This is a genomic window from Micromonospora sp. NPDC048905, from assembly GCF_040649655.1.
GTDB lineage: Bacteria > Actinomycetota > Actinomycetes > Mycobacteriales > Micromonosporaceae > Micromonospora.
Genome location: NZ_JBEZFV010000006.1, coordinates 1 through 24,479, shown reverse-complemented (window position 1 = coordinate 24,479; position 24,479 = coordinate 1). Strand labels below are relative to the sequence as shown.

The window sequence follows — 24,479 nt, the reverse complement described above, 5'->3', positions numbered from 1 at the left end:
GTCGACCGGTTCCGCACCGACCTGGCCGTCGGCACCGTCACAACCGGGTCACCCAGCGCGGGTTGGCCTGTGCCCAGGACGGCATCTGGCGGCCTCGAACCGCCTCGAACAGCCCGTTGCCCCCGTTGTCCAGCACCACGTACGAGACCTCGTCGATGGTTTGTGGGGACGACGGCACCTGGACGCCGCGCATCCCGTCGGGCGGCAGCGCGCGGAGCGCGAGGAGCAGGTCCGCCAGGGGTACGCCGTTCGTGTCGACGGTCAACGAGCCGCCCACCGCCCGGAGCACCTGGTCCAACTTGACCGGGTTGCTCCGCAGATCGGCCCTGCCGGCGCTGTCCAGCATCGCGCGGAGCAGTTGCTGCTGGTGGTGCTGCCGGTCGTAGTCGCCCCCGGGCAGGTCGTAGCGCTGCCGGACGTAGTCCAGGGCCTGCGCTCCGTCCATCTGTTGGCAGCCCACGGGGAAGACGCGGTTGGTGTGGATGGACCGGACCTCGGTGTCCACGCACATCTGCACCCCGCCGAGGAGGTCGATGACCTTCCGGAAGCCGGAGAAGTCGATGAGCGCGGCACCGTCGAACCGGATTCCGGTGAGCCGGTTGAGGGTGGCGGAGAGCAGTTGGGCGCCGGCCTGCCCGCCACCGCCGTGCTCGTACGCCGCATTGATCTTGTCTTGACCACCACCGAAGCCGTTCGCGGGCGGGATGGCGACCAGCAGGTCACGCGGGACGGAGACCAGGTACGCCTCCCGTTGGCCGGCCGGCACGTGCACGATGAGGATGGTGTCGGAGCGTTGGTCCGGTCCGCTGCCGCCGGGGCGGCGGTCGGAGCCGACCAGGAGATAGTTGAGCGGCCCGTCCAGGTCGGTGCGGTCGGTGCGGGCGTCGGGGTCGAGCAACTGTTCCTTGGTCACCGTGCGGTCGTACCGGTCGGTGAGCGTCTTGAGCCCGACCACGGCGAGCCCGGCCAGCAGGACGAGGGCCAGGCCGATGCCCAGCATGATCCGGGACCCTCGGGCGCGGCGTGCTCGGCTGGGCGGGGCCGCTCCGGCCCGGCCCGCCACGTTCCGTCCCCACCTGGACGTGACCGCCTCCCCGGCGCCGATACGTGAAACCTGCTCACGTCAGGCTACGGGCGGTGACCGCGCGGTCGCCGGCTTTCCGGGACTTCGGGCCAGCGTCCTCACTTGCGGGTGGAGATCACCTCGGGGTGGTTGAAGACGAACTCGGCGAGCTTGTCCTGCTTGACCGCCCGGAACATTTCCTTCGTCACGTCGTTCAACGCCTCGGTGCCGTTGCCGGAGCCGTTGTAGGTGCCGTTGTTGGTCTTGAGCATGGTCAGCTCGTTCGCGGTCACCCCGCGCATGGTGAAGATGAAGTTCTCGATCGACGCGCCACCGGTGTCCAGCACGAACGCCTTGCCGGCCGCCTTGATCAGCTGCTGGAGCTTGGTCGGGTTGGTCAACATCCCGCCATCGGTGGCCTTCTTCGCCATCGCCTTGATCAGTTGCTGCTGGTTCTGCTGCCGGTCGTAGTCGCCACCGGGCAACCCGTAGCGCTGCCGGGAGTAGTCCAGCGCCGCCCAGCCCTCCATCTGCTGGCAGCCCTTCTTGTGCACCACTGCGGTGCGGGGCTTGCCGGTCTTCTTGGCGTCGGCGTTCCACATCGGCTTACCGTCGACGATCGACATGTGCTTCGACTTGACCTCGTGACTCACGCAGATCCGCACGGTGCCGAGGGTGTCGATGACGTTCTTGAAGCCGCCGAAGTTGATGATTGCCGCACCGTCGAAGCTGATGCCGGTGAGACCCTTGATCGTCTGGGCCATCAACTGGGCACCGCCCTCCCAGCCGCCGCCGTTGCGGGCGCCGGCCTCGAACGCGGCATTGATCTTCTCGGTGCCGCCGGCGTAACGACTCTTCGGGAACGCCGGAATCTGCGCCTCGGTGTCCCGCGGGATGGAGATCAGGTACGCCTGGTCGTGCGTGGCCGGGATGTGCAGGATGATGATGCTGTCCGAGCGGACGTTGTCGGCGGCCCAGCGCTCCCGGGCGTCCACACCGAGCAGCAGCATGTCGATCGGGCCGTCGAGGCTGGCCCCGCCCTCGGCGTCGGACTTGCTCGCGTCACCGAGCAGGTTGCGTTGCGCGATGTCGCCGGTGGCCTGGCCGATCAGCACCTTGCCGCCGACGATGCCCACGCCGCTGCTGAGCATCAGCACCGCCCCGAACACCACGGTCAATCGGGCCCACAGCGGGTCCTTGCGCTTGGTCCGCTTCCTCGCCGACCCTCCGCCACCCACCCGGCCACCGTCGCCGCTGCCGGGCGGGCGACCGCCCGGCCCACCACGTGAGGGGAGTGTCTGCGCCGGTATGGCCGCAGAGACACGGCCGCTGGGGGCGGCGGACCCGGGGGTAGGAGGGCGGCGACTGGCCTGAACCGGCATGCGTGCTCCAGCTCGTGATCAGGAGGGGGCGGCACCACTGTACGTACATCAAATCGTCTTGGCGAGTTCATCCTGGGTCAATCCCGACGCCGATTCACACTAAACAGGTCGATCGGCGCGCCTCGATGACCCGATCGGCGGGTGACCGTCGACCCGGCGTACCACCGGCCGACCGGGTGCGGTCAGCCGCCGTCCTTGCCCTTCGGCGGGTTGGCCTTGACCCAGTCCGCCATGGTGTCCGCGGTCATGGCCCGGTACATCGCGAGCGCCTTCTCCCGGTCCGAGACCACCACCGACTCGCCGTTGATCGTGTCGCTGCCAGAGTTCGGGCTGGTCACGAAGGTGAGGTTCTGGCCGCGCAGGTTGCGGAACTGCAACGCCATATCAGTAACCGAGAAATCCTGGTCGACGGTTACGGCCGCGGTCACCGACTTGAGGAAGTTGTTGAGCTTCCCCGGGTTCGCCAGCGTGCCGGTGCTCGCCGCCTTGTCCATCAGCGCGCGGAGGAACTCCTGCTGGTGCCGCATCCGGGCGAAGTCCCCGTCCGGGAACTGCTTGCGCTGGCGGATCCAGTCCAGCGCCTCCGCGCCGTCCATGTGGTTGGTGCCCTTGGTGAACGTCCGGTACGGCTTGTGGATCGAGGTGATGGTCCGCTCCACCTTCAGGTCCACCCCGCCCAGGGCGTCGGTGACCTCCTTGAACCCGCCGAAGTCGATCGCCATCACGTGGTCGATCCGGACGTCGGTGAAGCACTCCACGGTGCGAACCGCCAGCGGCAGCCCGCCGAACGCGAACGCGGCGTTGATCTTCGCGCGCTGCCCGGAGTCGCAGGCCGCACCGGCGCTCTCCGGAATCGGCACGTAGAGGTCACGCGGGATGGAGACCAGGTACGCCTCCTGGTGGTCGGCCGGGATGTGCATCACGATGACCGTGTCGGCGCGCCACTGGCTCTTGCTGTCGACCGGCGCGTCCGGGTCCCGTGAGTCGCTGCCGACCAGCAGGATGTTCAGCGCGCCATCCACCGTCTTGGCCGGACGGCCGCCGGTGATCTCCGCGAACGGGTCGGTGCGGGCCAGGTCGTTGTCGAGGTTGCGGGCGTACAGCCAGGCGCCCACGCTGCCGAGCAGCGCCAGCACCAGCACCGCGACCCCGGACACGAGGGCGATCCGACCCCACCGGGGGCGCGGCCCACGCCGCCCCGAACTGCCGGGGCCGCCCGGCCCGCCGGGTCCCCGTGGCCCCACCGGGCCGCCGGGCTTGGGCTGCTCCTCGTCGTACGGCGGGTAGAAGCGCGCCTCGGTCGGACGGGCGCGCCCGGAGGCGCCCCGGTCGGGGCCGGGGACCGACGCGCGCCCGGCGCTGCGGTGCAGGTGCGGGTGCGGGACGCCGGCTGACGAGGTCGCAGACATGTCACTCAGGGTACGTAGCGCAAGCCACCGCCGCCTTCAGCCGACACTCAGAGACAGGTGGCGTCGACGATCTGGTTATCCCAGCCGCTCCCGGAAGTACGCGATCGTGCGTCGCAGGCCATCTTCGGGCGCCACCGTCGGCTCGTAGCCGAGCAGTTCGCGGGCGAGCGTGAGATCGGGCCGACGCATCTCCGGGTCGTCCGAGCTGCGCGTGACGTAGGTCACCGACGAAGTGCTGTCGGAGAGTGACACGATCAACTCGGCGAGTTGCCGCATGGACATCTCGTGCTCGGTGCCGCAGTTGACCGGGCCGGTCTCGGTCGAGTCGAGCAGCAGCAGGATGCCCCGCACCAGGTCCTCGACGAAGCAGATGGACCGGGTCTGGTTGCCGGTGCCGTGCACGGTGATCGGCTCGCCGCGCAGCGCCTGGGAGATGAAGGTGGGGATGGCGCGGCCGTCGTCCGGGCGCATCCGGGGGCCGTACGTGTTGAAGATCCGGACGATGGCCCCGTCGAGCCCGCGGTAGCGGTGGTACGCCATCGTCGCGGCCTCGGAGAAGCGCTTCGCCTCGTCGTAGACGCTGCGGACGCCGATCGGGTTGACGTTGCCCCAGTAGGTCTCGCGCTGCGGGTGCTCCTTCGGGTCCCCGTACGCCTCGGAGGTGGAGGCCATCAGGAACCGGGCGCCGTCGGCGACCGCGCGCTCCAGCAGGTGCAGGGTGCCCACCGAGCCGACGCGGAGGATCTCCACCGGCAGCAGGGCGAAGTCGGTGGGGCTGGCCGGCGAGGCCATGTGCAGGATCGCGTCGAACCGCTCGGCCAGCGCCGGGTGGTGGGTCGGCAGACCCTCGGAGATGTCCGCCTCGACGAGCGTGAAGGCCGGCCGGTCCAGCAGGTGAGCGACGTTCTCCTTGGAGCCGGTCACGAAGTTGTCCAGCGCCACCACCGTGCACCCACGGGCGATGAGGGCATCCACCAGGTGCGATGGGACGAAACCGGCACCGCCGGTGACGAGAACGCGATGACCGGAACCGAAGCGCTCAGCAACCTTCATGCTGGTCAGCCTACCGACCCCCGATTACGGCGAGAGGCCCCCTGCCGACGCGTGGCGTCAACAGGGGACCTCTCGGTGCGTGGATCAGTGGGCGCCTGCGCCGGTGAGGGCGCGCACCTCCAGCTCCGCGTACTTGTCCTCGTCGTGCTCCTTGGAGATGACCGTGCCGATCCACCCGCACAGGAAACCGAACGGGATGGAGAGGATGCCCGGGTTGGACAGTGGGAACCACTGCCAGTCGTGATCCGGGAACATCGAGGTCGCCGCGCCGGAGACCACCGGTGAGAAGAACACCAGCAGGACTGCCGAGAGCAGACCGCCGTAGATCGCCCACACCGCGCCGGAGGTGTTGAACCGCCGCCAGAAGAGGCTGTAGAGGATCGCCGGCAGGTTGCCCGAGGCGGCGACCGCGAAGGCCAACGCCACCAGGAACGCCACGTTGAGGTTCTGCGCGTAGATCGACAGGAGGATGGAGATCGCGCCGATCACCAGGGCGGAGATCCGGGCGACCCGGACCTCCTGCCGCTCCGACGTCTCACCCTTCTTCAGCACGTTCGCGTAGAAGTCGTGCGCCAGGCTGGACGACGAGGCCAGCGTCAACCCGGCGACCACCGCGAGAATGGTGGCGAAGGCGACCGCCGCGATGATCGCCAGCAGGGCCGCACCTCCCAGTTCGCCACCGAAGAAGTCGATGCCGAGCGCTTCGGCCAACTGCGGCGCGGCGGTGTTGCCCGCCTTGTCCTGCGCCGTGATCGCCTGGCTGCCCACCAGCGCCGCCGCACCGAAGCCGAGGGCGAGGGTGAGCAGGTAGAAGGTGCCGATGATGCCGATCGCCCAGAGCACGCTCTTGCGGGCCGCCTTCGCGGTCGGCACCGTGTAGAAGCGGATCAGGATGTGCGGCAGACCGGCGGTGCCGAGCACCAGGGCGATACCCAGGGACAGCAGATCCACCTTGTTGTAGAAGGTCTGTGTCGAGTTGCCGGCGACCTCGACGCCGTACCGCAACCCGGGTTCGAGGAACGCGCCGCCCTTGCCGGATGCCTCGGCCGCCTGGCCCAGCAGTGCCGACAGGTTGAAGTTGAACTTCGCCAGCACCAGGATGGTCATCAACAGCGCGCCGCCCATGAGCAGGAACGCCTTGACGATCTGCACGTAGGTGGTGCCCTTCATGCCGCCCACGGTGACGTAGATGATCATCAGCGCACCGACCATGATGATGGTGGCGATCTTCGCAGTGGACGCGTCCATGCCGAGGAAGGTCGTCCCCGGCTTGATGCCGAGCAGCAACGCGACAAGCGCGCCGGCGCCCACCATCTGCGCGAGCAGGTAGAAGATCGACACCGTGATGGTGGAGACCGCCGCCGCCGTCCGCACCGGACGCTGACGCATCCGGAAGGCCAGCACGTCCGCCATCGTGTACCGGCCCGAGTTCCGCAGCAGCTCCGCGACCAGCAGCAGGGCCACCAGCCAGGCGACCAGGAAGCCGATCGAGTAGAGGAAGCCGTCGTAGCCGTAGAGCGCGATGATGCCGGCGATGCCGAGGAACGAGGCGGCCGACATGTAGTCGCCGCCGATCGCCATGCCGTTCTGGAAGCCGGAGAAGGACCGGCCGCCGGCGTAGAAGTCGGTCGCCGTCTTGGTCTGCCGGCTGGCCCAGATGGTGATGCCCAGGGTCACCGCGACGAAGACCAGGAAGAGCGTGATGGTCAGGTTGCGGGCGGTGTGGTTGCCCGCCTCGGCCGCGAGGAACGTCTCAACCGCGTGAACCGTCTTCACGGGTCACCTCCCCGATCTCGGCGCGGATCCGGTCCGCGATGGGGTCGATCTTCCGGTCCGCGTACCGGGAGTAGAGCCAGGCGATCAGGAACGTGGAGACGAACTGGAGCAGGCCGAAGACCAGCGCGACGTTGATGTTGCTGCCGAACAGCTTCGTGCCCATGAAGTCCCGGGCGTACGCGGAGAGAATGACGTAGAGCGCATACCACAGGAAGAAAGCGACGGTCATCGGGAAGACGAAGCCGCGCAGCGCACGCCGCAGCCCGGCGAACTCGTCCGACCGTTGTACGGCCAGGTACTTGTCCGACTGGGAAGCGGCCGGAGCGGGTGTGTCCGTGGACATCTGTGGATCACCACCTTCACAGGCGTCAGAGGAGTTTCGCGCACCGTAAAGAGCGCGCTCCCCGACAGGGAAGGCTGAGATCGACGCCGGTAGACGAGTGCGCCGAGCGGTTGATTGCGTGCGCCAAGTGACTCAGATCACCACGGTGACCGGTCGGTCGGGTTGAGCGTCCGTTCAGGCCGGCAGCTCGTGATACCGACCGCGGTAGTGCAGCAGCGGAGACGCCTCCCCGGTCAGCTCGACCGTCTCGATGGTGGCCTCCACCAGCAGGCCCCAGCCGTACTCCCGGGCGTTGTCCAGCCGGCATCCGGCCCAGCCGCCGGCGTCCCCCGGCACCGGCCCGTACGGCGTGTCGATCCACGCACCGCTGGCGAACAGCCCGCCCGGAGCGGGGAAGAGGCCGGCGAACCGGTCCGCGAGCTGCCGGTGCGGCGGGCCGAGCGGCGTGACCGCGAACCGCCCCGCCTCCTCCGCCGCCGCCCAGAGGTCGGACTCCGCGTCGATCAGCCCGAGCAGCCGGTCCGGCTCCCCCTCGGCGACAAGCGTGGACGACACCGTCAGTCCGGCCGGGCCGGGCGCCGTCCAGAGCGTCACCGGTGCGGCGAGGCGGCCGCGCAGTCGGCGGACCGGCGACCGCTGCCCGCTCGGCACCGCGAACGGGTCGGTGGAGTGGATCTCGGCACCCGGTTCTTGATTCACGTGAAACATTGTGCCGCCCCGACCGCGCGCCCAGGCCACGAAGCGCTCGTGCAGGTCGCTGGGTCGGCCACCGAGCTGGGCTAGTTGATCACCCGCCTCCGTCATCAGGGCACCCAGGTAGATCAGCAGCGCCACGCGGTCGTGCCGGTACTCGGCGAGCAGCGTCAGCCGCGCCGGCTGGCACGGCCAGAGCGCGCCGCAGCCGCGACACCGCCAGAGCGGGCGCATCGGCAGGTGCCGCCGGCTCACCTCAGCGCTCCCCGCTCCGGCACGGCCCGCCGGCGTCGAGCCCTCGCCAAGATCCGAGCAACTTCGCCGATGTTGCTGCCTCCGACCCGCGGGAGACACCAACAACCCTGATGTTGCGCAGATCTTGGCGACGAGCGTCCGGCACGGACGGCTGAGCGGGCGCGCCCGCCGGCTTCGCACTTCGGATGAACCCGGACATGGCGAATCTCCTCCCGGTCGACGAGGGCCGCCCCGATCGGGGGGGTGACCGGGGCGGCCCGAACGCAGGACCGGACGCCGGGACGTCGCCTCCACCGGCCGGGCCGCGTGCCTTCCACCCTGGACGGAGAGGTGCGGACAAGGGAGGATGCCAGGGCTTACTACACAGCGCGATCACGTACTTACCGGAGAGGTAAGGATGAACATCGAGATGTGGGTACGGGCGTTGAAGGCCGCCCGGGCCGGTGCCGACGTGTCCCAGGAGGCACTGGCGACCCTGATCAAGTGGAGTCCCTCCACGGTGGCCGCCATCGAGACCAGCCGGCGTCGGCCGACCATGGAGTTCGCGGTCGCCGCCGACGAGGCCCTGGCCACCGGCGGCCTCCTCGCCGAACTGCTGACGGCGGCCGATCGGCAGAGGCTGCCGAGCTGGTTCGTCCCGTGGCGGCACCACGAGGAGGAGGCGATCCGGCTGTGCGAATTCGAGCCGTGCCTGATTCCCGGTTTGCTGCAAACCGAGGACTATGCCCGAGCGGTGATCTCCGCAGGCGGCCTGAACCCGGTCAACGTGGTGAACGAGCTGGTAGCAGTCCGATTGGATCGGCAGCAGGTCTGGCAGCGCGCTGAGCCTCCGCAGTGCGTATTTGTCCTGGACGAGACCGCCCTGCGGCGCCCGGTGGGAGGGCCGGCGGTGCTGGACGTCCAGCTCGGCCGGCTGCTGGAACTCGCCGTCCTGCCGAGCGTCAGGTTGCACGTGGTGCCGCTCGAGATCGGGGCGCACGTCGGCCTGACCGGCGGCTTCCTGCTCGCTGAACTGCCGGATGGCGAACGGGTCACCTATGTCGAGGACGTTGCTCGTGGACACGTCATTGACGACCCGGAAGTCGTTCGTCTGGTTGGTCGGAAATGGGATAGTCTGCTCGGCGAAGCACTGTCCACTAGTGCCTCGCTGGATCTGATCCGGAAGCTGAAGGTGACGCCATGACCGTTGCTCAACCGCTTTGGCGGACCTCCACCAGATCCGGCGACACCGGCGGTGCGTGTGTCGAGGTGGCGGACAATCTGCCCGGTGTCGTGTTGGTTCGGGACAGCAAGGATCGCTCCGGGCCGACCCTCACCTTCGCGCCGGCCGCCTGGCGGGGCTTCGTCGCCGACACCTCCCAGGCCTCCGGCCGGCGCGTCGGCTAACGGCGCGGCGTGACCGTGGCCAGCAGCTCCGGCTGACGCCGGTCCAGCACGTCGCCGGCCAGGTACGCGCCCAGCAGCGCCGCCCCCAACCCGTACGCCGCCCCCACCGGCAGTGCCAGCCAGAGCCACGCGTCGCCGAGCAGTGCCGCAGCGGCCACCATCGGCACCGCCGCGACCACCGAGGCGAGCATGGCCACCAGGGTGAGCAGCCCCTTCGCCACGCCGGCACCGCTGTTCATCGCGAACGGGTTGCTCGTCTCCGGCAGCGAGTACGCCCCCAGCACCGAGATCAGACTGTTCACCGCCAGCCCGGCACCGTAGGTGGCGACCAGGCCGCCGATGGTGAGCCCGATCCACTCCGGTCGGCGGAGCAGTGCCGACAGCACCACCGCGACGAACCCCAGCAGCGGCAGCACGTACAGCGAGAAGGCCACCATGCGGGCGCGCAGCTCCACCCGGCCGGGCACGCCGGCCACCACGTTCGCCGCGTACGCGCTGCCGTCGAAGCCGAACTGGTTGGCCAGGGTGACCGAGGCGAGCACGCCCACTAGGAGCATGGAGATGGTGACCACGACCGGTGAACTGTCGGCGGCAGCCGAGGTCAACCCCGCGTCGCTCTCGCCCGCGAAGTCCCCGCCCGTCACGTTGATCAACACGGGTACGAAGATGCCGACCACCGCGATCGTGATCAGGTTGGCCCGGCGGCGGGCGTCCCGCCACCAGTAGCGGGCCTCCCTGGCGACCAGCGCACCGAACCGGTCGCGCCGCGCCCAGCCGGCGAACGTGGGGAACAGTTGCTCGACCGCGCCGCCGGTGACAGCGCGACGCGCCGGCGCCTTGCCGGCGCTCACCGCACCCACCATCGCCGACTCCAGCGAACGGGACCACCAGAGCAGCAGGGCAGCGATCGCCACCCCCGTGATCAGCAACTTGACCGGTGCGGCCCAGACCCGGCCCTGGGCCACGTCGATGCCTGCGGTCCACGGCGCCCCGAGCGGCGTCCAGCCGATGACCGTCGCCACCCCGTTCAGCCGGTCCCAGTCCGCCTCGCGCAGCGCCGCGAGACCGAACACCTGCAACGGCCCGAGCAGCGCGGCGGTCACCGCCAGCAGCACGGCCGCCAGGTCGCGGACCCGACGGGACCGCAACATGCTGGCGAATGCGCTGGTCACCGCCCGACTGGCGGCCACGCAGAGCAGTAGCCCGCCGAGTGCGCCGACGACGGCGACCAAACCGGCCGACCAACCGCCCAGGGACAGGGCGGTGAGCACCAGCCCGAACGACGCGATCAGCACCGCCAGCACCGGCACGCTGATCAGGGCCGCGACGAACAGGCCGGTCACCAACGTCCGGCGGGGCAGTGGCAGCAGCGCGAACCGGGCCGGGTCCAGGGTTTCGTCCACCCCGAAGAAGACAAGCGGTAGGAGGAGCCAACCGAGCACCAGCAGCCCGCCGCCCGCCGCCGCGATGAGCACCGCGTACGTGCCGTCGCCGGCCAGGCCGGGCGCGGCGAAGAGGAAGAAGCCGCTGACGGCGAACCAGAGCCCGACCACCGCACCACCGATGAACAGGGCGATCCGCCAGCCCTGGCCCCGGAAACTGTTGCCCATCACCCGCAGCTTGAGCCGCGCGAAGTGCCGGGCCGAGACCTGCCGCACCGGCGCGGACGGCTCGGCGGCGGCGCTCACTGGGAGAGCCACGACAGCTCCTCACCGGTCGCGGTGCGACCGCCGACCACCTCGACGAAGACCTGCTCCAACGAGCGGTCCCCGCGCACCTCGGAAAGTGTGCCGACCCGCTTGATGGTGCCGCCGGCCAGGATGGCCACGTGCGAGCAGAGCCGCTCGACGACCTCCATCACGTGACTGGAGAAGATCACCGTGCCGCCACCGCTCGCGTAACGGGTGAGGATGTCCCGGATCAGCGCGGCGGAGACCGGGTCGACCGCCTCGAACGGCTCGTCCAGCACCAACACCCGAGGGCCGTGCAGCAGCGCGCAGGCCAGGCCGATCTTCTTCTTCATGCCCGCCGAGTAGTCCACCACGAGGGTGCGGCCGGCATCGCCGAGCGCCAACACGTCAAGCAACTCCGCGGCCCGCTGGTCGACCACCGCCGGGTCCATCCCCCGCAACAACCCGTTGTACGCCAGCAGCTCCGCCCCGGTCAGCCGGTCGAACAGGCGAACCCCGTCGGGCATCACGCCGAGCAGCCGCTTGGCGGTCACCGGGTCCTGCCAGACGTCGTGTCCGAGCACCCAGGCCGAGCCGGCGTCCGGTCGTAACAGCCCGACCGCCATCGACAGGGTGGTGGTCTTGCCGGCGCCGTTCGGGCCGAGCAGGCCGTAGAAGGAGCCGGCGGGGACGTCCAGGTCGACGCCGGCCACCGCGATCGTGCCGTCGAAGCGTTTGGCCAGGCCACGCAGTGCGAGCGCGGGGTGCGCAACAGTCATGCGCTGACGTTATCCGTCGATCGCCAGTCTCGCCGTCCAGCGGCAGGCGGATAAGCGACCATCCTGCAGGTGGATGTCACCGTAAATCGCCAACTTCTGAAGTAGTGTTGATGTCGTGTCCATGCCATCGGAGTCCGTACCGTTCTCGGAGTTGCTACGCCAGCCGGTCGAGACGGCGGAGCGGCTCTCTCGTGCTCGCGCCGTGCGGCTGCGCCGCCGCGATGCGCCTGATCTGGTGCTGATGTCTGCCGACCGGGCGGCGGCCGAGGGCGAGGTGGTGGACCTGACGGCCCGGCTGCTGGCCAGTGTCGTACACCGGGACCCGACCCTGGTGCGTGAGGCGCTGCCGACCGTGCTGCCGTGGGTGCGGTTTCTGCCGCCGGAAGACGTCGAGCAGATGGCCAGCGAGTTCGTCGCTACGGCGGAGGCGGCTGCCGCGGTGGGCAACACCGCGGCGGTGTCGCAGCTGCTCACCGAGTGGCGGCACACCGCCGAGATCCACGCCGATCCCGAGCTGCACCGGATCCTGGCCGCGCCGAGCTCTGACGACTTCGGGCCGGTAGCGCGCCCGACCGGCGAGTGAGCGCCAAGCGTGGCGACCGGGCTGCGCCGCCACCCCGTCCTGGCGGCTACCTCCTGCGATTCGCCACGAACGATGCGGCCAAGGGTTGGGAGGACCTGTGCCGCCAGGCCGCAGCCAACACTCGGGCTGCGTTCGACGCCATCGAATCCGACCCCTGCCCCTCCCCACCGACGAGCCGGCAGCACCCCCTCAAGGGCACTCTCGCCACCGCCGCCCACAACGGCAAGACGCTGCCGCAGTGGCAGTACGAAGTCACCGCAGGCGGTCGCATCTGGTACCTCCCCGACCACGACACCCGCACCTGCTGGGTGAAGCACGCCGGCACGGGCCACCCGAGGGCGACCGACTGACCAGGATTGGCTCAGCCGCAGGCACCTAGAGGCGGACGGTTTCGGGGGTGTGCAGGCGGAGCATGGTGGCCGCGACGTCGGCCGGTGCCCGCCGCCGGGTGGCCATCGACACCACGACCATCACGGTGAAGGCCAGCGGCACCGTCCAGGCGGCCGGCTGGGTGGTGAGCGTGCCCGGCCAGCCGGACAGCGGCGGCCCGAGCACGGTGACCAGCACCGCCCCGATCGCCGCACCACCGCCCGCCACCACGCCGGCGGCGGCGCCCACGTCGGTGAGCCCACGCCACCAGATGCCGAGCACCAGCAGCGGGCAGAAGCTCGACGCGGCGACCGCGAAGGCCAGCCCGACCACCTGTGACACGTCCAGTCCGGACACGTGCAGCGCCAGCAGCGTCGGCACCGCTCCGGCGATCACCGTCGCCAACCGGAAGCCGCGCACCGAACCCCGGCCGAGCACGTCCGTCGAGATCACCCCGGCGACGCTCGTCAGCAGCCCGGACGAGGTGGAGAGGAAGGCCGCGAACGCGCCCGCCGAGACCAGCGCGGCGAGCATTCGCCCGGTTGCCCCGTCGCCGAGGGCCGCACCGGGCAGCAACACCACCACCGCGTCGGTCTGGCCGCTGACCAGCAACTGCGGCGTGTAGATCCGGCCGAGCACCCCGTACAGGGTGGGCAGCAGGTAGAAGACGCCGACCAGGGCCAGCACGACAAGCGTGGTCCGGCGGGCCGCCGCGCCGTCCGGGTTGGTGTAGAAGCGGACCAGTACGTGCGGCAGGCCCATGGTGCCCAGGAACGTGGCCAGGATCAGCGAGTACGTGGCGAACAGTCCCCGGTCGTCGTTGCCCGCGGCGCTGGGCAGCAGCCAGTCGCTGGCGGCGGTGGCCACCCCGGACACGTCCGGCACCGGGTCGCCGGCCGCGAAGGTCAGCTCGTCGCCGGGGCGTACCTCGCGGATGTCACCGTCGGGCAGGGTGAGGGTCGCGCGGTGCTCGACCACGACGGTGGTCGCGGTCCGGAACGTCGGCCCGTCCGGCGGCGTCACCGCCGGACGGCCGTCGGCCTGCCACTGCAACGCCAGGAAGATCACCGGTACGGCGAGCGCGGTCAACTTGAGCCAGTACTGGAACGCCTGCACGAAGGTGATGGCCCGCATCCCGCCCAGCGCCACGTTGGCGGTGACCACAGCGGCCACCAGCAGGGCACCGACCGGGTACGGGGAGCCGGCGACGGTGGCCAGGGTCAGCCCCGCGCCCTGGAGTTGCGGCACCAGGTACAGCCAACCAATGAAGATCACGAACGCGGTGGCCAGGATGCGCAGCCGACGGGACCCCAGCCGCAGCTCGCAGAAGTCGGGCAGGGTGAACGCGCCGGAGCGGCGCAGCGGCGCCGCCACGAAGAGCAGCAGGGCCAGGTAGCCGGCGGCGAAACCGACCGGATACCAGAGCACGTCCACGCCGTACTTGAGGACCAGACCCGCGATGCCGAGGAAGCTCGCCGCCGACAGGTACTCCCCGCCGATGGCGGCGGCGTTCCACGTCGGGCTGATCGCCCGGGACGCCACCAGGAAGTCCGACGTGGTCCGGGCCAACCGCAGCCCGTAGAAGCCGATCCCGACGGTGACCAGGGTGACCGCGACGATGGCCGGGACCACGAAGTCGTTGCCCACTCAGCGCTCCGGCCGCTGCACCAGATCGGTGAAGTCCTGCTCGTTGCGCTCGGCCAACCGCACGTACGCCCAGCCCACCCCGATCAGGAACGGGAACGAGGCCACCCCGAGCAGCAGCCACGGCAGGTTGACGTCGGCCACGGTGGTCCGGCCCAGCGAGGGCGCGATGGCGAACAGCAGGGGCAGCCCACCCAACCCGATGGCCACCACCAGCGAGAGCCGCAGCGCCAGCGCCAGTTGCGCCCGGACCAGCCCGCGGACCAGCGCCTCGCCGACCTGGGTCTGCTGGGCCAGTTCGGCGCGGGTCCGCTCGGCACGGGTGTCCTGCCGGCTGATCTCGGCCAGCACGATCCGGGCCCGCCGGGGCGGCGGTACCGCACTGCCCGACCCCACGTCAGGGAGTTGCTTGGCCACCCCGGCAGTCTTGCCCGCCGCGCGCGATTGTCAAGCGGTGGCGCTCACCAGCCTCGCGCGACGAGGCAGTCCGTCACCCCGGTGGTCGTCGGGATCGTGGCAAGGTCCCGGCGCGCCCTCTCCCGGCCGAGGTTCGTCGCCCAGAGCCCGTCCCGAGGCAGCTCGGCGGCGATCTGCCCCAGCGCACACGCGCGCATCGGCTCGGGCAACCGGGTAAGGGCCGGTACGGCGTCCGCCGACAGCCCGGACAGGTAGCTGACGTCCAACCGGCCGGTCTCCAGGTACCTGTCGACGTTCCGTTCGGCGATCAACCGGTCCGGGTTGACCATGGCCAACCCGAGCAGCGCCAGCACCGCCGTGCCGACCACCAACCGGGGCAGCCAGGCCGCCCGCAGCCGCACCACCGCCACCCCGACCAGGACGAAGAGCACCCCGAGCCAGAGTTCGACTGTCGTCACGAAGAGCCGCAGGCGGGTGGCGCCGTACGCGTCGGTGTAGACCTGCATCCGGTAGAGCGCCGAGGCGACCACCACCAGGCTGAGTGCGGCGAGCGTGCCGAGCAGTACGCGGACCAGCAGTCGATCGGCCCGGGTGGCCTTCGGTGCCCGGCGGGCGGCGATCGCGATGACCAGCAGGGTGAGTGCGGTGACGGTGAGCAACTGCCAGAAGCCGCCCCGGGCGTACTGGGCGTAGGTGAGCCCAGCCGTCCGCAGCACGTGCCCCGCGCCGCCGAAGAACACCGTGAGCTGGACCAGCACGAACGCGGCGAACAGCGTGTCGAGCAACACCAACGGCAGGGTCCACTCCAGCCGGTGGGCCGGTCGGGCCGGCCCCGGCCGCAGACCTTCCAGGTCGGGTGGGCGACTGACCAGGTACGCGGCACCGAGCAGGCCACCGCCGATCAGCGCCAGACGCAGCAGCCAGCCGACGACACCGTCCAGCGAGATGTCGGGCAGGAGACCCGTGACCAGGTCGGCGAAGACCGCGTCGGCGGAGGAGAAGAGCAGGCCGAACAGCAGCAACAGACCGGCGGAGATCGCCACGCTCTTCAGGACGCGCCCGAGCCCGATCCCCGCCCCGGCCGGGCGGGTGTCGTGCAGTCCGCGTACCGCCCAGGGGAGGGCACGTACGGTCGCGGCCGGCGGCAGCGTCGCGGCGACCAGCATCCCGAGCGGGCTTCGCCCGCCGGTCACCGCGAACGTCCCGGTTGCCGCGGCCGCGACCAGGCAGAGCGCGAAGAGCCAGCCGGCCGCGCGGACCGTGCCGACGGCGACCAACGCGATCGTCGCGACGGCCCAGGCGATCTGTGCCGCCCGCCCCGGTGCCCCCGTGGCACCGGGACGGGTGGCCGTCCCCGCAGTCGGCCGTGCCGGCGTGGTCGCGGTCGCGGCCGGCGTGGTGCTCGGCGGCGTGCTCCTGGTCGGCGTGGTCGCGGTGGCCGTTGGCGTGGTGCTCGGCGGCGTGCGTCCGGCCGGCGTGGTGGCGGTCGCCGGCATGGTGGTCGGCGGTGGCGTGCTCCCAGTTGGCCGTGCCGGCCCGGTGGTGGTCGGTGCCGGCGTGGCGGCGGTAGGCGTCGTCGGTCCGGCCGCTGCGGCGCTGGGCGCGGCCGGCGCGGTGCCGCCCACCGCCGGGGGCGACGGCCTGGGGCGCACGACCGCGGCGGTGACCAGGGCGGCGGTGCCGGCCAGCGTGGCCACCAGCCAGCCGAGGCCGGGACGAACCATCGTGAGCGTGGCCGCGCCGACGACCGCCGCCGCCGTCAACGCCGCCAGGACCAGCGGACGGACGGAGCCGGACGGCCCCGGCCAGCGCCGCACGATCGCCGACGGTGGCCTGGGTACGGGCGGCGCACCCGGCCACGGTTGGGGCTGACCGGCGGCCGGTGCGGCGGCCGGACCCGGTCGGACCGGTGGCGGGAGGACCTGCGGTCCGGTGGCCGGAACCGGGGTGGTGCCAGGGCTGGTCATGCGACCTCTTTCCGATGTGGCCCGTCGCTCGGGATGGTGACCTGGATGCGGCAGCCGGGCCGATCGACCCGGTGCGGTTTGACGGGGTCGAGGACGGCGATCCGACCACCGTGCAGTTCGACGACCCAGCGGGCGATGGCCAGGCCGAGCCCGGTCCCGCCGCCGGCGGACCGATCGCCGCGGGTGAACCGTTCGAAGACCCGGGACCGTTCGCCGGGTGAGATGCCCTGGCCTTCGTCGCTGACCTCGAAGCGGAGCTGGTCGGCGTGTTCCTCGGCGCTCAGCCGCACCGTGCCCCCGGGTGGGCTGTGCCGGGCCGCGTTGTCGAGCAGGTTCGCGAAGACCTGGTGCAGCCGCCACGGGTCGGCGTGGACGGTCAGCGGCGCCGGCAGCTCGCGGAGCTGGAAGCGCACGTCGAGCGCCGCTCCGGACGCGCTGGCGGTGGCGTGCTCGACCGCCTCGTCGAGGAAATCTCCCACGTCGATGCGGACCCGGCGCAGCGGCACGACACCGGCGTCGAGGCGGGAAAGGTCGAGCAGGTCGGCGACGAGGTGCCCGAGCCGTTCGGTCTGGGACAGCGCCGAGCGCAGCGCCGCCGGTTCGGGGTCGGCCACCCCGTCCACCATGTTCTCCAGCACGCCCTGCAACGCCGTGATCGGCGTCCGCAGCTCGTGCGAGACGTTGGCGATCAACTCACGTCGGCGCTGGTCCGCGGCGTGCAGATCCTCGGCCATCTTGTTGAACGCCTGAGCCAGCTCGCCGACCTCGTCGCGGGAGGTGGCGCGTACCCGCCGGGTGTAGTCGCCACGGGCCATCGCGCCGGCGGCCGCAGTCATCTCGCGCAGCGGCGAGGTCATCCCGTGGGCGAGCACCTGCGAGGTGACAAGGGCGATGCAGATGCTGGTGACCGCCGTGCCGGGCGGGAGCCAACCGATGCCGTACCAGAAGTAACCGATGGCCACCGCCCAGGCGGCGACCAGCAGCACGCCGAGCTTCATCTTGATCGAGCGGACCGGGTCCAGTGGACGCGGTAACACCCGTTCCAGCCAGTCCAGCAGCCGACCGGTCACGCGGGCACCTCCAGGGCGTACCCGACGCCGTGCACGGTCCGGATCAGGTCGGCGCCGAGCTTGCGGCGCAGCGCCTTGATGTGGCTGTCCACCGTGCGGGTGCCACTCCCGTCGGCCCATCCCCACACGTCGGCGAGCAGCCGTTCCCGGGGGAGCACCGTGCGTGGTCGCCCGGCGAGGTGGAGGAGGAGGTCGAACTCCGTGGGGGTGAGGTGCACGTCGGCGCCGTTCCGGCGGACCCGCCGCTCGGCCTCGTTGATCTCGATGTCGCCGAGGTGGATCGCGGGCGGCGTCGGTGCCGCGGCCCGCTCCACCCGCCGCAGCAGGACGTGCACCCGGGCGGCCAGCTCACGCATCGAGAAGGGCTTGGTGAGGTAGTCGTCCGCCCCGACCGCGAGCCCGACCAGCAGGTCGGTCTCGTCGTCCCGGGCCGTGAGCATCAGCACCGGCACCGGCCGGTCGGCCTGGATCCGGCGGCACACCTCCAGGCCGTCGAAGCCGGGCAGCATCACGTCGAGGACGACGAGATCCGGTTGGCCGGTGCGGAACCGCTCGACGGCGCTGGGTCCGTCCCCCGCGACCTGCACCGCGAAACCCTCGGCCCGCAGACGGGCGGCGATGGAGTCGGCGATGGTTCGTTCGTCCTCGACGACCAGTATCCGGCGTTCCCTCATGGGTGACGACTGTAGGGAGCCGCCGTGGAGATCAGTGGGGTGCGTTGTGAACAACCTGTGGAGAACCGTTCACGCCTGTGGATAACTCCGCCCTCGGGCCGGCTGGCGTGGGTGAACTCCCGAGGCTCGTTGTGGACAACCGGATGAGCTGTCAGGGTGGTCCGGTAGAGAGGAGGTGTGACGGTGACGAACCCTGCCCGGCCCGGCTGGGGCGACGCCTGGACGGTGGACGACCTCCAGAGCCTCCCCGAGGACGACCAGGTCTATGAGATCTTCGACGGGAGTCTGCTCGTGTCCCCCCATGCGGACGTCTTCCACGGCGCCGTCGCCAACCGCCTCCGCCGGATCCTCGACCGGCAGGCCCCGGCCGGTGTGCTCGTCGGTCAGGACATCGGTGTCAGTGCCAAGCGCTCGTCGTACTTCGTGCCGGATCTCTTCGTCGCCGGTGAGAGCGCACTGGACAGCGGCGGTGCCGCGCTCGACCCGGCCGACGTGCTCCTCGTCGTCGAGGTGATCTCACCGAGCAACGCGGGCCGAGACCTGGTGCTCAAACGTCACGAGTACGCGGCCGTCGGCATTCCCCTCTACTGGCTGGTCGAGCCCCGTAAGCAGACTCTGACCGTGCTGGCGAACGGCGCGGGTGGTTACCGCGAGCAGGCCGTTCTCCCGGTCGACGAGGTCTACCGCACCGAGCAGCCGTTCCCCCTCGCCCTGCCGCTGGCCGACATCTTCTGACCGACGCGAAACGGGGCCGGTGGCGTGGTGCCACCGGCCCCGCTTCGTCGAACCGTCAGCTGGTCGGGACGACCAGATCCACGGACATGCTGCCGCTGGCCGGGACGGTGAACCGTGCCAGCTTGCGGGTGCCGTCCGGCTGGGTCGCCAGGTAGCGACCCTCGAACTGCTTCTCACCGAGCGTCACGTTGTAGGTGAAGAAGACCCGCTGGGGCCCCTTGACGCGAATGGTGAACTGACCGTCGGTCATCCAGGTGTTGCCCGCGATGTCACCGGTGTCGACGTTGCGGGCGATGACGAACCCACTGGTGAAGGGGGTGCCGTCGGGCGTACGGAAGGTGCCGGTCAGTTGGACGCCCTGGTCGAGTTGGACGTTGTGGGTGGCGGCCGCCCCGGCGGTCACCGGCACCGGAGTGGCGGTGAACCGGCTCGGCTTGTCGCCGGACCACACGCTCGCGTACGGGTTGGCGCCGACCACCACCGGCCAGGCGTACGGGCCGAGCCGTTCGAGGGTGTAGACGCCGTGCTCGTCGGTGATGGCGTCCTGCGCGCCGACCCCGGGGTGGGCGGTCAGCACCGACACGTTGGCATCCCGCACCGGCTTGCCGGCCGAATCGGTGACCGTGCCGGTGACCGTGCCGGCCCGGTCCAGCCTGATCTGCGGCCCGGTGGCGATCTGGCCGACGGTCGCGGTGACGACGGCTGCCTCCCGCTCGTCGCCGCTGCCGCCGTTGACGCCGACCCACTGGCGGCCGTAGTTGCTGTCCCGCGGCACCGCGAAGAGCTTGTAGCTGCCGGCGGCGAACGGTCCCACCGTGATCTTGCCGGTCTGGTCGCTGCAGTAGCCGTAACTGTCCCCGAGCTTCGCCTGCTTCGGTAGGAAGGTGTCCAGGCAGACGTCCGGCACGGGCCGGCCGGTCTGCCGGTCGAGGACGGTGGTGCTGATGAGCGCGCCGGGGCGCATCTTCACGGTCAGCTTGGTGTCGCGGTTGGCCTTCACCCGTACCCCGGTCACCTCGCGGTTGAAGTGGAGCCGGTCTGCCACGTCCAGGTAGAGGGTGTGGCTGCCCTGCGGCAGGCCGGTGACGGTCACCGTGCCGGTGCCGTTGCTGCAGACCGACTGGGCGCAGAAGTCGGCGATGGGCGCTCCGCTGACCGAGTCGACCGCGCTCACGGTGACCGAACCGGTGCCGAGCAGGCTGTCCGTGATCCTCGTCTGCTGCCCGCCGCGTACCTCGACGCGGTCGGCGTCCTCGGAGGTCAACTTGCCGCGGTAGTACTGCTGGCGATCACCGGCGTACAGGCTGACGATGTAGGAGGCCGGCAGTAGTTGTACGGAGAACTCACCGTTCGCGTCGGTCTGCGTGTACGCCCCGCTGGATCCGGTGCCGGTGTCGATGGAGACCTGCGCGTCGGCGAGCGGGGCACCGGCGGCGGTGGTGAACCGGCCGCTGAGGGTGCCCGCCGGCAGCGCGGTCTCGTTGACCACTGTCGCCTCGTCGGCCTTCACCTCGAAGATGGTGGCGCTCTCCCGATCGAGCTTCCCGGGCACGTACTGCACCTGGTCGACGCCCGCGATCGGCTGGAGGCTCAGGACGTAGCGGCCCGGCTGGGTGGCGAAGGTGTATCGACCCTGGTCGTCGGTCTGGCCCCCGGTCACGGCACCCGTGTCGACCTCGCGGGCGTTGACGGACAGGTTCGGCATCGGGTCGCCCGCGGTGTTGACGATCTGACCGGTGAAGGTGCCGATGGCGAAGAGTTGGTCGTCGGCCCTGGCGGTGCCACCGGCGGTGACGGTCACCGGGTCGGCGTTCCAGATCGTCGCGTGCTGACGGTAGTACTGCCCAGGCTGCTCGAGCGGGAAGTAGCCCACCAGGTACGGGCCCGCGGGCAGCCCGGCGAGGGTGAAGTTGCCGTCGGCGTCGGTGCTGGTGTGGTCGACGTAGGAGTAACTGTCGGGGTCGTAGACCAGCACCTGGACCTCGGCGGCGGCGGTGCCGGTGCTGGTGGTCAGTCGTCCGCTGACCGCGCCGGTGGCCGCGGCCTGAGCCGGGGTGGCCCCGGGCAGTACGAGTGCGGCCACGACGGCGGTGGCCAGTAGGGCGCGGCGGGGTGAGAATAGTTGCATCGGCGTCCCCAGGTAAGGGTGGTGGGGCGCCCGCGCAGGCTTCGCCCACCCCGACCCTGCGCCCCGTACCGGAATCGGTAGCAGAAGAATAGGCCAACGGCGATATCCGCCGGCAGGGCCGGTCGGGCGGATCCGCGCGACCGGTCATCCCTCCTCAGCGGACTGTCACTCCAGGCCGACGCGCTCCGGGCGGGCCGAGGCGGAGCCGAGCCAGGTGTGCGGGTTGCCGTACCAGCACCAACCCAGCTTCGGTGCCCCCTGGCTGATCCAGATCGCCGGCACCCGCTTGTCGCCGCAGCGGGATCCGATCAGCGAGAAGCACCTGTTGCTCGCCAGCGCGGCCGGGTGCAGTGTGACGAAGGCGAGACCCTCGTCGATGGTGAGCGGCAGCCGGCCCTGGGCGGTGATCCCCTCCATGGCGGTGATCGGGGGCAGGTTGCGGAACTCCTCGCCCCGGTCGACGTCGAAGAGCAGGTAGGCCGGCCCGGCCGGCGTCTCCAGTTCCTTGATCGGATCGAAGCGCGGCAGGTCGTCGTCGGCGTAGTTGCGGTCGACGACGCCGGGCTTGCGCTTGCCGGCCAGGGTGGTGCGGCTGACTCGTTCCGGCACCCCGATCAGGTCCCGGGTGATGACCAGCAGGAACGGCACCCGGGCGTCGGTGGGGGCGGACAGGTCGGCGGTGCCGTCGATCGCCCTGGCCCGTAGCGGTGCGACCAGGTCGCGGAAGGCGTTCTCGGACTGCCCCGCCAGATCGGGGTAGCCAAGGTGCACCAGGTGGTCGACCTGGCGGTCGAATTCGGTGGCAGCGTCGAACACGGGCATCTCCGTTCGTCGTAAGCAACGTACCGTACGACGTACGGAGAGGCGCGCTTATTCCCGCCGCAACGAGGAGAGCCGGGGTCAGCGGCCCCAGTCCTGCTTCGCCGCCCGGACCAGCTTGTCCTTCAACTCCCGGGTGTGCCGCCGGCTCACCGGCAGCTCGGTGGCGTCGATCACCACGACATAACCGGAGTTGACCAGCCGCAGCTCCGCGATCAGCTTCAGCTGCACCAGGTACGACCGGTGCACCCGGACGAAGCCGGCATCGGCCCACCGCTCCGCCAACGTGGCCAGCGACACCCGCACCAGGTGCGACCCGTCCGCCGTGTGCAGCCGGGCGTAGTCGCCCTGCGCCTCCACCCACCGCACCGCCGAGCGGGGCAGCATCCGGGTGGTGCCGGCCAACTCGATGGGAATTGTCGGGTCCTCCTCGGTGCGGGCCAGCGCCGCCGGATGCGACGGCACCACCCGCGACCCGATCACCCGCCGCAGCGACTCGGCCAGCCGATCGGCGCGCACCGGTTTGCGCACGTAGTCCGTGGCACCAAGGTCGAAGGCGTCCACCGCGCCGTCGTCGTACGCGGTGACGAACACGATCGCCGGTGGCCGGGCGAAGCGGCGCAGCACCCGGGCCAACTCCATCCCGTCCAGGCCGGGCATCCGGATGTCCAGGAAGACCACGTCCACGTCGCCGTCGCGCAGCAGCCGCAGTGCCTCGGTGGCATCCCCGGCCGTGTGCAGCCGGGCCACCCGGGGATCGGCCCGCAGGTGGTACGCCAACTCGTCGAGCGCGGGTGGCTCGTCGTCCACCGCCAGGACCCGGAGAAAGCCAGTAGTCACGAGCCTGCCCGTACGCCGGGGTGGAACTTCGGGATCCGCATGCTCACCTTCGTGCCCGAGCCCAGCCCGGTCTCCACCACCAGGCCGAACCGGTCCCCGAAGACCGAGCGCAGCCGCTCGTCGACGTTCGAGAGGCCGACGTGCTGACCCGGGTCGTCGCCCGGGTCGCCGGTGCCCCGGGCCAGCTCGGCGATGCCGGCGGTCAGCGTGGACGGGTCCATTCCCACTCCGTCGTCCTCCACCGTGATGTGGCATTCGGCGCCCGCGTCCCGGGCCTCGATGCTCACCATGCCCGTGCCCGGCTTGCGGGACAACCCGTGGCGAACCGCGTTCTCCACCAGCGGCTGGAGGCAGAGGAACGGCAGCGTCACCGGCAGCACCTCCGGGGCGATCTGCAACCGCACCTGCAACCGGTCGCCGAATCGAGCCCGCTCGATGGTCAGGTACCGGTCGATCGACCGCAGCTCCTCGGCGAGGGTGGTGAACTCCCCGTGCGCCCGGAACGAGTACCTGGTGAACTCCGCGAACTCCAGGATCAGCTCCCGGGCCCGCTCCGGGTCGGTGCGGACGAACGAACCGATGGCCGTCAGCGCGTTGTAGATGAAGTGCGGGCTGATCTGCGCCCGCAACGCGCGGATCTCGGCGCGGGCCAGCCGCTCCCGCGACGAGTCCAGCTCGGCCAGGGCGAGCTGGTTGCCGGCCCAGTGCGCCGTCTCCAGGGTGGCCTGCACCAACCCGGGGGCGGGCGGGCTGTCGGCGATGGCCACCAACGCGCCGACCACCCGGCCGTCCGCCCCCTGTAACGGCGCGACCACCGCCCCCCGGATCGGGCAGTCGACCCGGTCGCAGTGCAGCTCCTGCTCGCCGAGCACCGCCGACCGCCCGGTGTCCACCGTCCGCCGGGCCGCCGCGAGCAGTTGGTCGCCGTGGTGTGTGCCCCGCCCGTCGAGGGCCAGCAGCCGGTCGACGTCGGTGAGGGCCAGCCCGACCGCGCCCACCAGGGCACGCAGATGGCGTACGGCCTTCGCCGCGCCCGCCGCGCTCAGCCCCGCACGCAGCGGCTCGGCGGCGAGACCGGCGGTGTGCAGGACCTCGTAGGTGGCTCGTTGGGTGGCGGTGGCGATGCCCCGGCGGGCCCGCAGCCGCAGCACCGCCAGCAGGGCGGCGGTCAACGCGGTGACGAGTGACACGACGCCGACCACGGCGGAGAGGTTGGCGCCCACGCAGTGATCCTTGCCCCTGGGAGCCGGTGCGCCAAGACCCCTAGGCAGTGTCTTCAAAGGATCATGGTGTCGGATGATGTAGGGCGTGGGTCGTCGCTACGAGTTATCTGACGTCGAGTGGGATGCGCTATCGCGGTATCTGCCGTCGGTGGTGACCGGTGGTCGGCCTCGGGTCGATGACCGGCGGGTCCTCAACGGGAT

24 protein-coding genes are annotated in these 24,479 nt (G+C 70.9%); 6 read left to right on the top strand and 18 right to left on the bottom strand.

Annotated elements, in window-relative coordinates; all coding sequences use genetic code 11:
• Positions 1-37: 37 nt before the first annotated feature.
• The 7 genes from AB0C01_RS17030 to AB0C01_RS17000 form a co-directional block, all read right to left on the bottom strand.
• The gene (locus AB0C01_RS17030; RefSeq protein WP_357571568.1) at positions 38-1,000 is read right to left on the bottom strand and encodes an LCP family protein; all 963 of its coding nucleotides are present in this window, start codon (positions 998-1,000) and stop codon (positions 38-40) included.
• Positions 1,001-1,182: 182 nt separating this feature from the next.
• On the bottom strand, positions 1,183-2,301 hold the full coding sequence (locus AB0C01_RS17025) for an LCP family protein (RefSeq protein WP_357242774.1): 1,119 nt from the start codon (positions 2,299-2,301) through the stop codon (positions 1,183-1,185).
• 326 nt (positions 2,302-2,627) lie between these two features.
• The gene (locus tag AB0C01_RS17020; RefSeq protein ID WP_357571567.1) at positions 2,628-3,854 is read right to left on the bottom strand and encodes an LCP family protein; all 1,227 of its coding nucleotides are present in this window, start codon (positions 3,852-3,854) and stop codon (positions 2,628-2,630) included.
• Between the two features lie 75 nt (positions 3,855-3,929).
• Positions 3,930-4,907, bottom strand: a complete 978-nt coding sequence (locus tag AB0C01_RS17015) for an NAD-dependent epimerase/dehydratase family protein (protein ID WP_357242768.1) — start codon at positions 4,905-4,907, stop codon at positions 3,930-3,932.
• Positions 4,908-4,991: 84 nt separating this feature from the next.
• Entirely contained in the window at positions 4,992-6,683 is a 1,692-nt protein-coding gene (locus AB0C01_RS17010) for a cation acetate symporter (protein WP_357242765.1), read from the bottom strand.
• Positions 6,661-7,026 (bottom strand): DUF485 domain-containing protein, encoded by a 366-nt coding sequence (locus tag AB0C01_RS17005; protein WP_088950720.1) that lies wholly within the window; start codon positions 7,024-7,026, stop codon positions 6,661-6,663. Before AB0C01_RS17005 ends, AB0C01_RS17010 begins: the two co-directional genes overlap by 23 nt.
• Positions 7,027-7,200: 174 nt before the next feature.
• Positions 7,201-7,953, bottom strand: a complete 753-nt coding sequence (locus AB0C01_RS17000) for a flavin reductase family protein (protein WP_357571738.1) — start codon at positions 7,951-7,953, stop codon at positions 7,201-7,203.
• Between the two features lie 418 nt (positions 7,954-8,371).
• Here AB0C01_RS17000 and AB0C01_RS16995 point away from each other — a divergent pair, with 418 nt between their 5' ends.
• Positions 8,372-9,157: a helix-turn-helix transcriptional regulator gene (locus AB0C01_RS16995; RefSeq protein WP_357242763.1), complete on the top strand. Its 786-nt coding sequence runs from the start codon at positions 8,372-8,374 to the stop codon at positions 9,155-9,157.
• Positions 9,154-9,360, top strand: a complete 207-nt coding sequence (locus AB0C01_RS16990) for a DUF397 domain-containing protein (RefSeq protein WP_357242760.1) — start codon at positions 9,154-9,156, stop codon at positions 9,358-9,360. Before AB0C01_RS16995 ends, AB0C01_RS16990 begins: the two co-directional genes overlap by 4 nt.
• On the opposite strand, the gene AB0C01_RS16985 is transcribed toward AB0C01_RS16990, so the two are convergent.
• Positions 9,357-11,060, bottom strand: a complete 1,704-nt coding sequence (locus tag AB0C01_RS16985) for an ABC transporter permease (protein ID WP_357571566.1) — start codon at positions 11,058-11,060, stop codon at positions 9,357-9,359. The two genes, AB0C01_RS16990 and AB0C01_RS16985, sit on opposite strands and share 4 nt — an antisense overlap.
• A complete protein-coding gene (locus AB0C01_RS16980) occupies positions 11,045-11,809 on the bottom strand; it encodes an ABC transporter ATP-binding protein (protein ID WP_357242754.1) in 765 nt (254 codons plus the stop codon). Before AB0C01_RS16980 ends, AB0C01_RS16985 begins: the two co-directional genes overlap by 16 nt.
• A 121-nt stretch (positions 11,810-11,930) precedes the next feature.
• Here AB0C01_RS16980 and AB0C01_RS16975 point away from each other — a divergent pair, with 121 nt between their 5' ends.
• Entirely contained in the window at positions 11,931-12,392 is a 462-nt protein-coding gene (locus tag AB0C01_RS16975; RefSeq protein WP_357571737.1) for a hypothetical protein, read from the top strand.
• Positions 12,389-12,742 (top strand): hypothetical protein, encoded by a 354-nt coding sequence (locus AB0C01_RS16970; protein ID WP_357242752.1) that lies wholly within the window; start codon positions 12,389-12,391, stop codon positions 12,740-12,742. Before AB0C01_RS16975 ends, AB0C01_RS16970 begins: the two co-directional genes overlap by 4 nt.
• 25 nt (positions 12,743-12,767) lie before the next feature.
• Here AB0C01_RS16970 and AB0C01_RS16965 read toward each other — a convergent pair whose 3' ends face one another.
• Genes AB0C01_RS16965 through AB0C01_RS16955 form a run of 3 tightly spaced genes read right to left on the bottom strand, consistent with a single transcriptional unit; the run spans position 12,768 to position 16,099 of the window.
• Positions 12,768-14,408 carry a cation acetate symporter gene (locus AB0C01_RS16965; protein ID WP_357571565.1) on the bottom strand — a complete coding sequence of 547 codons (1,641 nt, stop codon included), beginning with the start codon at positions 14,406-14,408 and terminating at the stop codon, positions 12,768-12,770.
• Positions 14,409-14,822, bottom strand: a complete 414-nt coding sequence (locus AB0C01_RS16960; protein ID WP_357242746.1) for a hypothetical protein — start codon at positions 14,820-14,822, stop codon at positions 14,409-14,411.
• A gap of 44 nt (positions 14,823-14,866) precedes the next feature.
• Positions 14,867-16,099 (bottom strand): DUF4173 domain-containing protein, encoded by a 1,233-nt coding sequence (locus tag AB0C01_RS16955; RefSeq protein ID WP_357571564.1) that lies wholly within the window; start codon positions 16,097-16,099, stop codon positions 14,867-14,869.
• A 52-nt stretch (positions 16,100-16,151) separates the two neighbouring features.
• On the opposite strand from AB0C01_RS16955, the gene AB0C01_RS16950 reads away from it, so the two are divergent.
• A complete protein-coding gene (locus AB0C01_RS16950; protein WP_357242740.1) occupies positions 16,152-16,694 on the top strand; it encodes a hypothetical protein in 543 nt (180 codons plus the stop codon).
• Between the two features lie 91 nt (positions 16,695-16,785).
• On the opposite strand, the gene AB0C01_RS16945 is transcribed toward AB0C01_RS16950, so the two are convergent.
• Positions 16,786-17,787 carry a HAMP domain-containing sensor histidine kinase gene (locus tag AB0C01_RS16945; protein WP_357244030.1) on the bottom strand — a complete coding sequence of 334 codons (1,002 nt, stop codon included), beginning with the start codon at positions 17,785-17,787 and terminating at the stop codon, positions 16,786-16,788.
• Between the two features lie 68 nt (positions 17,788-17,855).
• Positions 17,856-18,533 (bottom strand): response regulator transcription factor, encoded by a 678-nt coding sequence (locus AB0C01_RS16940; protein ID WP_357242736.1) that lies wholly within the window; start codon positions 18,531-18,533, stop codon positions 17,856-17,858.
• Between the two features lie 183 nt (positions 18,534-18,716).
• Between AB0C01_RS16940 and AB0C01_RS16935 the strand changes: the two genes are divergently transcribed.
• Positions 18,717-19,268 carry a Uma2 family endonuclease gene (locus AB0C01_RS16935; protein WP_357242733.1) on the top strand — a complete coding sequence of 184 codons (552 nt, stop codon included), beginning with the start codon at positions 18,717-18,719 and terminating at the stop codon, positions 19,266-19,268.
• Positions 19,269-19,323: 55 nt separating this feature from the next.
• Here the strand turns inward: AB0C01_RS16935 and AB0C01_RS16930 are convergent, their stop codons facing one another.
• From AB0C01_RS16930 to AB0C01_RS16915, 4 genes are all read right to left on the bottom strand, one after another.
• Positions 19,324-21,396 carry a carboxypeptidase-like regulatory domain-containing protein gene (locus AB0C01_RS16930; protein ID WP_357242730.1) on the bottom strand — a complete coding sequence of 691 codons (2,073 nt, stop codon included), beginning with the start codon at positions 21,394-21,396 and terminating at the stop codon, positions 19,324-19,326.
• A 165-nt stretch (positions 21,397-21,561) separates the two neighbouring features.
• Positions 21,562-22,218 carry a DUF5701 family protein gene (locus tag AB0C01_RS16925; RefSeq protein ID WP_357242728.1) on the bottom strand — a complete coding sequence of 219 codons (657 nt, stop codon included), beginning with the start codon at positions 22,216-22,218 and terminating at the stop codon, positions 21,562-21,564.
• 78 nt (positions 22,219-22,296) lie between these two features.
• Positions 22,297-23,055 carry a LytTR family DNA-binding domain-containing protein gene (locus AB0C01_RS16920; protein WP_357242725.1) on the bottom strand — a complete coding sequence of 253 codons (759 nt, stop codon included), beginning with the start codon at positions 23,053-23,055 and terminating at the stop codon, positions 22,297-22,299.
• Positions 23,052-24,278 carry a histidine kinase gene (locus tag AB0C01_RS16915; protein WP_357242722.1) on the bottom strand — a complete coding sequence of 409 codons (1,227 nt, stop codon included), beginning with the start codon at positions 24,276-24,278 and terminating at the stop codon, positions 23,052-23,054. The genes AB0C01_RS16920 and AB0C01_RS16915 overlap by 4 nt, the downstream gene beginning before the upstream one ends.
• Positions 24,279-24,479: the final 201 nt, after the last annotated feature.